We start from the raw sequence: 13275 nt of genomic DNA, 5'->3' as shown, positions 1-13275 counted from the left end.
GGGGTCGGCGCCTTGGACGATGCGGAGGCGGACTTGGCCGCCGGCTTCGCCTCGGTCTTCTCGGCCGGCTTCGCGTTGGGGTCGGCCTCGATCGCAGCGCGCAGCTTGCGCGCCACGGGGGGCTCCACCGTCGAAGACGGGCTCTTCACGAACTCGCCGAGCTCCTTGAGCTTCGCGAGCGCGAACTTGCTGTCGACGCCGAGTTCAGCGGCGATCTCGTGCACACGTGGTTTGGCAGCCACAATTCTCCTGTCTGGGTCGGTCCGCCCAGGCAGGGCAGACCACTAGTCGCGGACGGGTCTCATTTCGAGCCGTTCACTTTGTTTCCATAGCCGTTCAGCCTTTGTTCCGGTGGAAGTGCCGTTGGATGGTCTGCGCGTCCTCCGCCTCGGGGAATCCGATGGACGGCGGCACGCGGAGTGCTCGTGCGAAGGCCCGTCGCCGCAGAGCGGTGTCGAGGCACTCGGGCGAGGGATGCAGCCACGCGCCCCTCCCCGGCAGAGCAGCCCGCTCGTCTATGACGAGCAGGTCGTTCTGCACGACCACCCTGATCAGGGCGGATCGAGAGGCACGATCGCGGCAGCCTACGCACGTTCGTACAGGATCCATCTTACACCTCGGCGCATCGACCGATGCCCGCCGCACCGCGAGCGGGCAGGTCGGCGCGGTTCACTCCATCACGCTGTCGGGCTGGATGTCGATCTTCGCGCCGGTGAGCTTGGCGGCGAGGCGGGCGTTCTGCCCCTCCTTGCCGATGGCGAGCGACAGCTGGTAGTCGGGCACGAGCGCGCGGACGGCCTTGGTGGTGGCGTCGAGCACGAACGCCGACGTGACCTTCGCGGGCGACAGAGCATGCGCGACGAAGGTCGCGAGGTCGGGGTGGTGGTCGACGATGTCGATCTTCTCCCCCGCGAGCTCTTCGGTGACCGCGCGGACGCGACGGCCCATCTCGCCGATGCAGGATCCCTTGGCGTTCACCGACGGGTCGTTCGCCTTAACGGCGATCTTGGTGCGGTGCCCGGCCTCTCGGGCGAGCGAGACGATCTCGACGAGGCCGCCGGCGATCTCGGGCACCTCGAGGGCGAACAGCTTGCGGACGAGACCCGGGTGGGTGCGCGAGACGGTGATCTGCGGGCCCTTGGCCCCCTTGGCGACGCTGGTGACGTAGACGCGCAGGCGGCGCCCGTGCGTGTACTCCTCACCCGGCACCTGCTCCTCGGGCGGGAGGATCGCCTCGACGCTGCCGAGGTCGACGTGGATCATGCGCGGGTTGGGTCCCTGCTGGATGACGCCGGCGACGATGTCGCCCTCCTTGCCCCGGAACTCTCCGAGCACGGCGTCGTCGGCGATGTCGCGAAGACGCTGGCTGATGACCTGCTTGGCGGCGTACGCGGCGATGCGTCCGAAGTCCTCGGGAGTGGTCTCCTCCTCGCCGATGACCGCGCCCTCGTCGTCCTGCACGGGCTGCAGCACCGCGACGTGACCGGTCTTGCGGTCGAGCTCGACGCGCACGCCGGGCGGGACGGATCCGTCTTCCGAGACGTGCTTTCCGTAGGCGGTGAGGATGGCCTGCTCGATGATGGACACGAGTTCGTCGAAGGGAATCGCCTTCTCCTTCTCGATTCCGCGCAGCAGTGCGAGTTCGATATCCATCAGCGGTCTCCTCTATTCAGCTCTCACCGCGGACAGATGCTCCGCGGACATCAGACAAGAATACCCGATCCGCCTTTGTCCGGCGAAGGGCCGGGAGCACGCCGGCGTGGCCGCGGCGCACGCGATACTGGGAGCCATGGAGCGATTCGACACGGTCGTCGTCGGCGCCGGCATGGCCGGTCTCACCTGCGCGCGGATGCTGGCGGATGCCGGCCGCGACGTCGTCGTGCTCGAGGCTCGTGACCGGGTCGGAGGCCGGATGCTCACAGACCGCACGGCCGGGTTCCCGGTCGACCTCGGCGCCTCCTGGATCCACGGCATCCACGCATCGCCGCTGTGGGAGCTGGTGCAGGCGCTCGGCCTTCCCACGAAGGAGTTCACCGTGGGCAGCTTCCAGGTCGGCGGCCGCCCCATGGAGCACTTCGACGGGGCGGGCCGCCGGATGGACGCCGAGGCGTCGGCGCAGTGGACGAGCGACGTGCAGGCGGTCGACCGGGAGCTGGTCCCGGTGATCGCCCGCTCCTCCCCCGGTGACAGCTACCTCGACGTCACCGAGCGCGCGTTGGATGCGTCGGGCCTGTCGCCGGAGCGGATCGACGAGATCCGGGAGTTCTTCCGGCACCGTGTCGAGGAGCAGTGCGGGGCGTGGATCGGCGACCTGGGCGCGCACGGACTGGACGAGGATGCCATCGACGGCGACGAGGTCATCTTCCTGCGCGGGTACGACGAACTCCCCGCGCGGATCGCGGCCGGGCTCGACATCCGACTCGGCACGACCGTCACGCGCGTGCGCCGTTCGAGCCATGGCCTCGTCGTCAGTGCCGACGCCGCCGAGTGCACGGCGAAGACCGTCGTCGTGACGGTTCCGCTCGGTGTGCTCAAGTCCGGCGCGATCGAGTTCGACCCGCCTCTGCCCGACCACGTCGCCGGTCCGATCGAAAGGCTCGGCATGGGCGTGTTCAACAAGATCTTCCTGCAGTTCCCCGAGCGGTTCTGGCAGGACGACAGCTACGTGATCCGGGCGCTCGGCGAGGCCGGCGAGCGCTGGCACTCTTGGTACGACGTGTCGGCGATCAGCGGCATCCCGACGCTGTTGACGTTCGCTGCAGGTCCCCTGGGTCGGCATCTGCAGGACCTCACCGACGACGAGATCGTCACGGACGTGCTCATGGCGCTGCGCGCCCTGTACGGGGATGCCGTGGGCGAGCCGATCGCGCAGTGGGTGACCCGCTGGGGCCAGGACCCGCTCGCGGCAGGATCGTACTCGTACATCGCGACCGGCTCGTCCCACCAGGACCATGAGGCGCTCGCCGGCCCCGTCGACGACAATCTGCACTTCGCGGGCGAGGCGACCTGGGGCGACGAGCCGGCGACCGTCGGCGCCGCGTACGCCTCCGGGCATAGAGCGGCCGAGAGCATCCTCGGGCATCCGGTCGACAGAGCGGCCTTCGCCGCCGCCGTCGTCGCGCGCGGGGCGCGACCGGTCGGCTGACGATGCTCAGTTCGCGGAGGGCAGCTCGTTGATCGCGCGGATCAGCGCGTAGAGCTGACCGACGCTGCGCTGCTCGAGGTGCAGCACCAGGCGGGGCAGCTCGATCACGTCACCCGCCGTGCGCTCGACGTCGAGCGGCTCGGTACGCTCGATGCGACCGTACGCGCACAGGTGACCGAAGCGCTCGTTGAGGCTCTCGATCTCGGCATCCGTCGGAGCGTGCACCAGTCGCAGCACCAGCAGATCCCCCACCCAGCGCAGCGAGTCGTAGTTGCGCCAGAACCCCGTGACGCTGGCAGCCGCCTCGTCGACCGAGTCGGTGATCAGCACCCGGTCGAGATCGTGCGGTGAGATGACCCCGGCCGGCGCGAGGTGCTCGTCGACGAAGCGCTTCAGACCGCCCCAGAAGGTGCCGTTCGGGGCATCCAGCAGCACGATCGGCATCGGCTCGGCCTTGCCGGTCTGCTGCAGGGTGAGCAGCTCGAACATCTCGTCCATGGTGCCGAAGCCGCCGGGCAGGCAGATGAATCCGCGCGACTCCTTGATCAGCATGAGCTTGCGAGTGAAGAAGTACTTCATCGCCACGACCTGCGTGCTCTCCGCGACGATCGTGTTCGCGCGCTCCTCGAACGGCAGGCGGATCGAGACGCCCAGAGACATCTTCGAACCCGCTCCTTCGGCCGCCGCCTGCATGATCCCGGGTCCGGCGCCGGTGACCACCATCCATCCGTCGTCGGCGAGTGCCGAGGCCACGTCGCGGGCCTGCAGGTACAGCGGGTCGTCCTCACCCGTGCGCGCGGAGCCGAACACGGTCACCTTGGGCACGTGGTGGAAGGGCTGGAAGAGGCGGAACGCCAGGTGCATCTCCTGCAGTGCGGCCGATGCGATCTTCAGATCGAGCCGGTCGGTGCTCTCCTGCCCCAGCGACAGCGAGGTCTGCAGCAGCCGGGCGATGAGACCCCGCTCGGTGCGGATGCCGGCCTCGTCGAGGAGCGCGGTGATCTGCTGGCGCAGGTCTTCGTCAAGCGTGGCGTCCGTCATGCCTCCACCCTTGCACACCGCACCGTCGACACGGCCCGCACGCGCTCACGCTCGTGCGGATGCCTCGATGAGGTCTGCTGCGGCCGCGGCGCCGCCGAGATCGCGCAGCTGCCGTCCCACCTCGGCGGCCGCCGTCGCGTACGAGTCGTCGCCGAGAACCCGGTCGACGGCCGCGCCGACCGCCGCCGCTGTCGGCGTGCCGGTGCGCAGGTCGATCCCCGCACCGCTCCACGCGACGCGGGCGGCGACCTCGGGCTTGTCGAGATCGCCGCCGGCGATGACGAGCGGGATGCCGTGACTGAGCAGCGCGAGAGTTCCACCCCACCCGCCGTTGGTGATCGCGAGATCCACTCTCGGCAGCAGCTGCGAGAACGGGACGAATCCCGCCACGCGAGCGTCGACTGGCACGGGGAACGGCAGCGAATCGCGACCCGGGATGCCCGTGGTCGCGACGACCATGACGTCGCGACCATCCAGCGCCTGCAGTGCAGGACGCAGCAGGTCGCTCGGGTCGATGTTCTGCGTGCCCTGGGTCACCAGCACGACGCGCCGGCCGTCGAGGTCATCCCACCATCCCGGCAGCGCGAGGTCGTCCGGATGCCGCCCGCGGAGCTCGCCGACGAACCTCAGGTGCGAGGGTCGATCGGCTCGTCCGTAGTCGAGCCGCGGCGAACCGCTTGCGGCGATCGAGGTCGGAGAGAACACCACGCGCTCCAGGGTGCGTCCGGTCGCTCTGATGCCCACGGCTCTCTCGGCCTCGCCGAGCGCTTTGACCAGCGGACGTGTCAGCGCCGGCACGAGGGCGCGAAGCACGGCATCCCTGGTCTTCGAGATCGGGCCGGTGCCGGGGGCGATCCCCATCCCGCTGGGCGGACCGGCCGGCCCGACGAGGTTGAGCGGCAGCACTCCGATCGTCGTCCAGGGCATCTCGCCTCGTTCGCTGAACAGCGCCGCGCCGACCGACGTCTCGTCGGCGGCGAGCGCCTGCCACGGTTCCCGGTCCCACTCCGCCTGCAGGTCGGCGACCTGTGCGGGAGCGGTGCGGATGAAGCAGTCGACCATGTTGACGAGCAGCTGCGCGAAGCCCTTCTTGCCGACCAGGCGCGGGAAGGTGGCCGGCAGGTCGTTCTCGTCGAAGTCGGGCGCGCGGTCCCACGGGATCAGGCGCGCCCCGGCCCGCTCGACCCGCTGACGATGCCGGGAGCCGGTGTAGAAGCGCACGTCATGGCCGCGATGCACCAGCTCTGCGGCGACCGCCGCCAGCGGCGCGACGTGCCCGGTGAAGGGCATCGCGGTCAGCAGAAACCGGCTCATGGGTCGATTGTGGCCTCACCGAGCGCAACGATCCACCGTGGCACCACGGAGAACCGCCCGGCGGGTGAGCGCGTGACTCAGCGGGTGAGCCGGGCGACGGCCTCATCGGCCGGCAGCGACTCCCGCTCGCCGGTGGCGCGGTCCCACAGCTCGACCTGCCCGTCGGCGGCACCGCGTCCGACGATCACGATCTTCGGCACGCCCACGAGCTCGGCGTCGCCGAACTTCACACCGGGCGACACCTTGACGCGGTCGTCGTAGAGCACCTCGAGGCGAGCGGCCTCGAGCCGATTCGCGATGTCGGAGGCTGTGTCGAAGGCGACCTGGTCGCGACCGGCGGCGACGACCTGCACATCGAACGGCGCGACCGACGCCGGCCAGATCAGGCCCCGCTCGTCGTTGTTCAGCTCTGCGATGATCGCCAGGATGCGGGTGACGCCGATGCCGTACGATCCCATCGTGACGGTGACGAGCTTGCCGTTCTGGTCGAGCACCTTCAGCCCGAGCGCCTCGGCGTACTTCCGGCCGAGCTGGAAGACGTGGCCGATCTCCATGCCGCGGGCGAGCGAGACCGGTCCCGATCCGTCGGGTGCGGGGTCGCCGTCGCGGACGTTCGCGATCTCGACCGTGCCGTCTGCGGTGAAGTCGCGGCCGGCGACGACGGTGTGCGCGTGCTTCCCGTCGATGTTCGCACCGGTGATCCAGCGGGTGCCATCGGCGACGCGGGGATCGACCAGGTACCGGATGCCCGTGGCCGACTCCTCACCGAGCACGGGCCCGGTCTCGGACCACGGGCCGATGTATCCGCGCACGAGCAGCGGGTGCCGCTCGAAGTCGGCGTCGGTGGCAGCCTCGACCTCGGCGGGCGCGAAGGCGACCTCCGCGCGCTTGAGATCGACGTCCCGGTCGCCGGGGATGCCGACGATCACGAGCTCTCGGGAGCCGTCGAGGTGCGTCAGCGCGAGCACAACGTTCTTCAGCGTGTCGGCGGCGGTGTACTCCCCGTCGAGCACGGCGTTGCTGTGGGCGACGAGCGTGTCGATGGTGGGGGTGCCGGGCGAGTCGAAGATCGCCGCCGCTTCCACGCCGTCCCAGCCGACGGCATCCGGAGCGGTGGTGGTGTACGCCTCGACGTTGGCGGCGTAGCCGCCCTCGCTGCGCACGAAGGTGTCTTCGCCGACGGGCGTCGGGTGCAGGAACTCCTCGCTTCGCGAGCCGCCCATCGCGCCGGCATCCGCCTGCACGATCGCGTACTCGAGGCCGAGTCGCTGGAAGATGCGCTCGTAGGCGTCGCGCTGCGCCATGTAGCTGGCGTCGAGGCCCTCGTCGGAGGCGTCGAAGGAGTAGGCGTCCTTCATCGTGAACTCGCGACCGCGCAGCAGCCCTGCGCGAGGACGCGCCTCGTCGCGGTACTTGTCCTGGATCTGGTAGAGCGTCAGCGGCAGGTCCTTGTACGAGGAGTACAGGTCCTTCACGAGCAGGGTGAACGCCTCTTCGTGGGTGGGCGCGAGCAGGTAGTCGCCGCCCTTGCGGTCCTGCAGCCGGAACAGCAGGTCGCCGTACTCGTCCCACCGTCCGGTGGCCTCGTACGCCTCGCGGGGCATCAGCGCAGGGAAGTGCACCTCCTGAGCGCCCGCCGCGGTCATCTCCTCGCGGATCACGGTCTCGATCCTTGCCTTCACGCGCAGGCCCAGCGGCAGCCATGCGAAGATGCCCGCGGCCTGCGGACGGATGTATCCGGCGCGGATCAGCAGCTTGTGGCTGGCGACCTCGGCGCCGGCCGGGTCTTCGCGCAGCGTGCGGAGGAAGAAGTTCGAGAGACGAGTGACCACGGGGCAAGTCTAGTGACCCGCGCTCACTCGTCTCGTCGGGTCAGTTCAGCGCTCGGGTGCCCTCCGGGATCACGCCGTTCGCATACAGGTCGGTGGCGAGGTCCTGCAGCGCCGTGAGCGCGACGCGCTGCGTCGTCGGGCCGTAGGAGATGCGCGAGACTCCGAGCGCCTCGTACTCGGCCGCTGTGAGCGCCCCCGGCAGGCCGATGACACTGACCTTGTTGTGGCCGATGCCTTCGACGAGGGTTCGGGTGGCATCCGCGTCGAGGACGCCGGGCACGAATACGGCGGTGGCCCCTGCGTCGATGAACGCACGGCCGCGCTCGACCGCATCAGCCAGCTTGTCGGCGAGCGGCTTGTCGCCGCCGCGCACGATCGCATCCGTGCGGGCGTTGAGCGCGAACGGCACGCCCTCCGCCTGTGCGGCCTTGACGATCGCCTCGACCTTCGCGACGGACTCGGCGAACGGCGCCAGCCGATCTTCGATGTTCGCCCCGACCACGCCGACGCCGATCGCCCGTCGCGTGGTCTCGCCCGCGTCGCCGTATCCGTCGTCGAGGTCGGCGGTCACCGGCAGATCGACGCCGGCGGCGATACGTCCGACGAAGTCGATCATGAGGTCGCGCGGGATCTGACCGTCGGCGTAGCCGAAGGTCGCCGCGATCGAGTGACCGGCGGTGGCGAGGGCTTTCGTCTCGGGCAGCGCGGCGACGGCCTTGGCCGAGACGACGTCCCAGATGTTGACGACGCGCAGGATCTCCGGTGCGTCGTAGAGGTCGATGAGAGTGCGGGCCTTTTCAGCGTTCGTCATGTCCTCACGGTAGTGCGCGTGGCGCGGTGCGGGGCCGCTGTCACCCTAGATCTCCGGGGCTCTGCATAGGGTGGACCCATGCCTCAGCGTCGATCACACGTTTCGCCCTCCGCCGCGCAGAGCGAGCTCGCTGAGGCACTGACAGCGCTGCGCGAGGGGATCGAAGCGCCCGTCGAGTTCCCGCCCGAGGCGGTTGCCGAAGCCGAGGCGGCGAGCGCGCCGACGCCCGCGCTGGATCTGCGCGACGTGCCCTTCGCGACTCTCGACCCGCTGGGCTCGAAGGATCTCGACCAGGCGTTCCACCTCGAGCGCGTCGGCTCGGGTTACCAGGTGCGGTACGCGATCGCCGATGTGCCCGGCTTCGTGACGCCCGGTGGTGCCGTCGACGCGCAGGCCCGCCTACGCGGGCAGACCCTCTATCTCGCCGACGGGAACATTCCGCTGCATCCCCGGGTGCTGTCCGAGGATCGCGCGTCCCTGCTTCCGGATGCCGAGCGGCCGGCGCTCGTGTGGACGTTCACCCTCGACGCCGAGGGGTCGAAGACGGACTTCCGGCTCGAGCGCGCCCTGATCCGCTCGCGGGCGCAGCTCGACTACGTCTCGGCGCAGGCATCCGTCGACCGGGGTGAAGATGACCACCTCGCTCTGCTGCAGGAGATCGGCGAGCTGCGCCGCGCGCAGGAGGCCGAGCGCGGTGGCGCGAGCCTGAACCTGCCCGATGAGGAGGTCGTGCAGCGCGACGACGGCCGCTACGACATCGAGCGCCGCCACCCACTGGCCATCGAGGACTGGAACGCACAGCTGTCGCTACTGACGGGGATGGCAGCGGCCGAGCTGATGATCGACGCGAAGGTGGGCGTGCTGCGCACCATGCCGCAGCCGGATGAGCAGGCCTTCGCACGGTTCCGGCGGCAGACCCAGGCGCTGGGCCGACCGTGGAAGGACGGCCGGTACGGCGAGTACCTGCGCGCGCTCGACAAGACCGATCCGCTGACGCTACCCGTGCTGGAGGCTGCGGCGTCTCTGTTCTGCGGCGCGGGCTACGTCACCTTCGACGGCCGCCTCCCCGATGGCGATCTGATGCAGGCCGCCATCGGAGCACCCTACGCGCACGCCACCGCTCCCCTGCGCCGGCTGGTCGACCGGTGGTCACTGGCGATCTGCGAGGCCGTGTCGCAGGGCCGACCCGCGCCGGACTGGGCGCGCGAGTCACTCCCCCAGCTTCCCGGCCTCATGCAGCAGGCCGGGCAGCGTGCCTCCGAGCTGAACGCCGAGACGATCAACCGCGTCGAGGCGGCGCTGCTGCATCCGCTCGTCGGGACTCGGATCGACGCCACGGTCATCGAGCTGCGCGGCGAGGATCGCGCCGCGGTGCAGATCGCGGAGCCGGCCGTGACGGCATCCGCCCCGATCCCGGCTGGGACGACGCCCGGCGACACCGTGACGCTGACGCTGGAGAGCGTGGACGTCGCCAAGGGTGAGGTCCGATTCGCGGCCTGAGCCCGCTGCTCTGCCGCGGATGTCCGACGCGGGGTTGATCTTGTATCAGTCAGTCGCTACATTTTGTGTCAATCAATTGACTCATTGAGGCGGTGGCCATGAATGTCGTCCTGCTGATGGTGCTGGCGCTCAGCGTCGGGCCCGTCCTGATCGCCGCCGGCATCCGGTTCCTGCCGATGCGGGGTACGGTTCGGCCAGTTGGGCGGGCCGCGGTACTCACCCTGGTCGCCGGGCTGGTCCCGGCGATCGGTGCCGTCCTGTCGCTGTTCGGCTCGTGGATTCCCCTCATCCCACTGAATCCCGACCTGGGATGGCGGGCCGCCACCCCACTCGTCCTCGGCGTCATCGCCGTGCTGCTGCTGATGGTTCCCCCACCCCGCGCGCGAGCCCGCGGCGCCGCGACGCTGTCGCGTCGGCGCATCGCACAGTTCGCACCGAAGCAGTGGATCTGGACCGTGGTGGTGCTCGCGTGCCTCGTGCTCGGCACGACCATCGCGGCGGGCGCAGCATCGACGCCGGACGAGTTCGGGCACTACACGATGTACTGGACATCGATGGGGACGTCGTCATTCGGCACCCACATCTACGGCTGGCATTTCTCCACACCGTCGCTGATCACGCTCGCCGTGCTTCTCGCCGGGGTGTTCGCCGCTCTGTTCCTGATCACTGCGGCCCCCTGGAACGACGACATCGAGACGGATGCCGCGGTGCGCCGCCTGCGCGCGACCAACATCCTCCGTGTCGCGACAGGTGTCGTGCTCATCCATCTGTCTGTGATCCTGCAGTCTCTCGGTGGCACAGCCGCCCTGCGCGGCGGGTCCGTGACCTCGGAACTGGGCACCGTGGCGATGGGCACATCGTTCGCTGCTCTGGCGCCCGCGCTGACCTGGAGCGGCATCGCAGCATTCGTCATCGGCCTTACGGCATGCTTCATCACCGCGCTGACGGCGATCCCGGCGCGGCGCGTCGCGGCCACGACACGATCATGATCATCACGCTCTCTCCCACCGGCGGCACGCCCGCCGAGCAGGTGCACGGACAGCTGCGCGGGCTGATCGCCACCGGCGCTCTCGCGGGCGGCGAGCGGCTTCCGTCGGTGCGCCAGCTGGCATCCGACCTGGGCATCGCGACCGGAACCGTGGCGAAGGCCTATCGCCAGCTGGAGGAGGAGGGTCTCGTCGTCTCCCGCGTCGGCGCGGGCACGCGTGTCAGCAGGACCGCGAGCACGGTGTCGCAAGCGGTGGTGGATGCCGCCCGGGCGCTTGCTTCCGCCGCCCGGCGCGACAACATGTCGGCCGAGGATGCCGAACGCGTGCTGCGCGCAGTCTGGTGAGCGCGCTGTCGGTCATCTCAGGCGGGCGTGACCGTCGTCGTCATGACGAGCAGCTGCGGATCGCTGAGGTCGAGCGACACCGTGATCGACGCGAACTCGGCCAGCGACCGCACGTGCGTGCCACCGCACAGGAATCCGACCTCGCCATCGGGCAGAGTGCAGGTCCAGGTGCGCCGGTCGATGATGCTCGGCCCGTCGACGTCGATGCGGCTCCCGCCCGCCGCGGCGACCCACTCGGCGAGCAGATCGTTGATGCGGTGCGTGCGCTCGGTGAGCGTGGCGGCGAACCCCTCGGAGTCGAAGCCTGCCTTGCGCAGGCTCTTGCCCAGGCGATACTCGTCGACGCTTCCGTCGGCGTGGATGCGGCTGGACTGGTTCGCCTTCCCCTCGAAGTCGGGATTGCCGAGGGGGTCGGTGCCGATCTCCTTGCGCCACAGGTCGGCCAGCGCCGCGTCGAGGGCGAGGGATGCCAGGTGGCACGCGGTGTGCCCTCGGCTCAGTGAGACCCGGTGATCGGCGTCCACCGTCAGCGTGACGCGCGCACCGACGGCGATGTCCGCGGGGATCGCCCCCTCGGTGCGGTGGCCGACCATCCACGTCCAGCCCTGGCCGCCGCGCTTCACGGGGATGTCGGAGCCGACAGCCAGCACTCCTTCGTCACTGATCGCGGCCATCACGGCTTCGGTCACGCGCACCCGCACGTCGCCGATGGTGATCGCGCCGGAATCTCCCGGCTGGTCCGGCCAGGTGTGGTCGACGGGATGGAACGGGGTCGCGTCGACCACGACGATCGAGGCCGCCTGGTCGACGAGAAGCACCTCGCCTTCGCCGGCCAGGGCGCCATCGGGGAACGAGACGAGCGTCGACTGCATGGATTCTTCCTGACGCGTCAGCCGGTGATGACCTGGGCGGTGCCGAGCGGGGCGTCGGAGCCCATCTCGGCGGCGATGCGGTTGGCTTCTTCGATGAGCGTGGCGACGATGTCGGCCTCGGGCACGGTCTTGATGACCTCTCCCTTGACGAAGATCTGCCCCTTGCCGTTGCCCGATGCGACGCCGAGGTCCGCCTCGCGCGCTTCGCCGGGGCCGTTCACGACGCAGCCCATCACGGCGACGCGCAGCGGGACGGTCATGTCCTTGAGGCCCTCGGTCACGTCATCGGCGAGCGAGTAGACGTCGACCTGCGCGCGACCGCACGACGGGCACGACACGATCTCGAGCTTGCGCTCGCGCAGGTTCAGCGACTGCAGGATCTGGTGGCCGACCTTCACCTCTTCAGCCGGGGGCGCCGAGAGCGACACTCGGATGGTGTCGCCGATGCCCTCGCCCAGCAGGATGCCGAACGCCGTGGCGCTCTTGATCGTGCCCTGGAACGCCGGACCGGCCTCGGTCACGCCGAGGTGCAGCGGCCAGTCACCGCGCTCGGCCAGCTGGCGGTACGCCTTGACCATCACGACGGGGTCGTTGTGCTTGACCGAGATCTTGAAGTCGTGGAAGTCGTGCTCCTCGAAGAGCGACGCCTCCCACACCGCGCTCTCGACGAGCGCCTCGGGGGTCGCCTTGCCGTACTTCTCGAGCAGTCGCGGGTCGAGCGAGCCGGCGTTCACGCCGATGCGCAGCGACACGCCCGCATCCTGCGCGGCCTTGGCGATGGCGCCCACCTGATCGTCGAACTTGCGGATGTTGCCCGGGTTGACGCGCACCGCCGCACAGCCGGCGTCGATCGCCTGGAACACGTACTTCGGCTGGAAGTGGATGTCGGCGATCACCGGGATCTGGCTCTTCTTCGCGATGATGTGCAGCACATCGGCGTCGTCCTGCGACGGCACGGCGACGCGGACGATCTCGCAGCCGGAGGCCGTGAGCTCGGCGATCTGCTGCAGTGTGCCGTTGATGTCGGTGGTCTTCGTCGTCGTCATCGACTGGACGCTGACGGGGGCGTCGCCGCCGACCAGGACCTTGCCGACCCGGATCTGACGGGACTTGCGACGTGGGGCGAGGACTTCGGGGATGCGCGGCATCCCAAGATTCACTGCAGGCACCCCTCCAGGCTACCGCCGCCGGATCGGCGCGGGCTGGAAGTCGGCCGCCTCGTGTCCGGGGCAAGATCTGCCGCGATACAGGTGTGGACATATTCGAATCTTTGTTCTATACTGGTGTGGTGATCATCGATGAGGAGTTCGGCTCGATCCCGCGGTCTGCGGGTGATGTGCTGGGTGTTCTTCTCGATGATGTGACGTGCTCTGAGGTGGATGCGAACCGGTATGCGGCCCGTCAGGCGCAACGGGTGGTGGAGGCGG

13 protein-coding genes are annotated in these 13275 nt (G+C 69.6%); 4 read left to right on the top strand and 9 right to left on the bottom strand.

Annotation, left to right across the window (positions count from 1 at the left end):
- The 3 genes from RT309_RS09540 to nusA all read right to left on the bottom strand — a co-directional run.
- On the bottom strand, nucleotides 1-242 hold a 242-nt coding region (locus RT309_RS09540), incomplete at its 3' end, for a translation initiation factor IF-2 N-terminal domain-containing protein (RefSeq protein WP_313356637.1).
- A 94-nt stretch (nucleotides 243-336) separates the two neighbouring features.
- Nucleotides 337-609 (bottom strand): YlxR family protein, encoded by a 273-nt coding sequence (locus tag RT309_RS09535; protein WP_313356636.1) that lies wholly within the window; start codon nucleotides 607-609, stop codon nucleotides 337-339.
- A gap of 60 nt (nucleotides 610-669) precedes the next feature.
- Nucleotides 670-1653 carry a transcription termination factor NusA gene (nusA, locus tag RT309_RS09530; protein ID WP_313356635.1) on the bottom strand — a complete coding sequence of 328 codons (984 nt, stop codon included), beginning with the start codon at nucleotides 1651-1653 and terminating at the stop codon, nucleotides 670-672.
- 136 nt (nucleotides 1654-1789) lie between these two features.
- Between nusA and RT309_RS09525 the strand changes: the two genes are divergently transcribed.
- Nucleotides 1790-3145 (top strand): NAD(P)/FAD-dependent oxidoreductase, encoded by a 1356-nt coding sequence (locus RT309_RS09525; RefSeq protein ID WP_313356634.1) that lies wholly within the window; start codon nucleotides 1790-1792, stop codon nucleotides 3143-3145.
- 6 nt (nucleotides 3146-3151) lie between these two features.
- Here RT309_RS09525 and RT309_RS09520 read toward each other — a convergent pair whose 3' ends face one another.
- The 4 genes from RT309_RS09520 to RT309_RS09505 all read right to left on the bottom strand — a co-directional run bounded on the left by RT309_RS09520 (nucleotide 3152) and on the right by RT309_RS09505 (nucleotide 8143).
- Nucleotides 3152-4186: a TIGR00730 family Rossman fold protein gene (locus RT309_RS09520; protein ID WP_313356633.1), complete on the bottom strand. Its 1035-nt coding sequence runs from the start codon at nucleotides 4184-4186 to the stop codon at nucleotides 3152-3154.
- A gap of 45 nt (nucleotides 4187-4231) precedes the next feature.
- Nucleotides 4232-5500, bottom strand: coding sequence for a nucleotide disphospho-sugar-binding domain-containing protein (locus RT309_RS09515; protein WP_313356632.1), 1269 nt, complete (start codon nucleotides 5498-5500; stop codon nucleotides 4232-4234).
- A 77-nt stretch (nucleotides 5501-5577) separates the two neighbouring features.
- Complete coding sequence (locus RT309_RS09510; protein WP_313356631.1) at nucleotides 5578-7332, bottom strand: proline--tRNA ligase; 1755 nt, start codon at nucleotides 7330-7332, stop codon at nucleotides 5578-5580.
- Between the two features lie 40 nt (nucleotides 7333-7372).
- Nucleotides 7373-8143: an isocitrate lyase/phosphoenolpyruvate mutase family protein gene (locus RT309_RS09505; protein WP_313356630.1), complete on the bottom strand. Its 771-nt coding sequence runs from the start codon at nucleotides 8141-8143 to the stop codon at nucleotides 7373-7375.
- A 78-nt stretch (nucleotides 8144-8221) separates the two neighbouring features.
- Between RT309_RS09505 and RT309_RS09500 the strand changes: the two genes are divergently transcribed.
- The 3 genes from RT309_RS09500 to RT309_RS09490 all read left to right on the top strand — a co-directional run bounded on the left by RT309_RS09500 (nucleotide 8222) and on the right by RT309_RS09490 (nucleotide 10976).
- The gene (locus RT309_RS09500) at nucleotides 8222-9643 is read left to right on the top strand and encodes an RNB domain-containing ribonuclease (RefSeq protein ID WP_313356629.1); all 1422 of its coding nucleotides are present in this window, start codon (nucleotides 8222-8224) and stop codon (nucleotides 9641-9643) included.
- Nucleotides 9644-9741: 98 nt separating this feature from the next.
- The gene (locus RT309_RS09495) at nucleotides 9742-10632 is read left to right on the top strand and encodes a hypothetical protein (protein WP_313356628.1); all 891 of its coding nucleotides are present in this window, start codon (nucleotides 9742-9744) and stop codon (nucleotides 10630-10632) included.
- A complete protein-coding gene (locus RT309_RS09490) occupies nucleotides 10629-10976 on the top strand; it encodes a GntR family transcriptional regulator (protein ID WP_313356627.1) in 348 nt (115 codons plus the stop codon). The genes RT309_RS09495 and RT309_RS09490 overlap by 4 nt, the downstream gene beginning before the upstream one ends.
- 17 nt (nucleotides 10977-10993) lie before the next feature.
- Here RT309_RS09490 and RT309_RS09485 read toward each other — a convergent pair whose 3' ends face one another.
- Complete coding sequence (locus RT309_RS09485) at nucleotides 10994-11848, bottom strand: hypothetical protein (protein ID WP_313356626.1); 855 nt, start codon at nucleotides 11846-11848, stop codon at nucleotides 10994-10996.
- Nucleotides 11849-11865: 17 nt separating this feature from the next.
- Nucleotides 11866-13017 (bottom strand): flavodoxin-dependent (E)-4-hydroxy-3-methylbut-2-enyl-diphosphate synthase, encoded by a 1152-nt coding sequence (gene ispG, locus RT309_RS09480; protein WP_313356625.1) that lies wholly within the window; start codon nucleotides 13015-13017, stop codon nucleotides 11866-11868.
- Nucleotides 13018-13275: the final 258 nt, after the last annotated feature.

Source organism: Microbacterium sp. (assembly GCF_032084865.1).
Lineage (GTDB): Bacteria > Actinomycetota > Actinomycetes > Actinomycetales > Microbacteriaceae > Microbacterium.
This window is presented reverse-complemented; position numbering and strand designations above follow the sequence as displayed.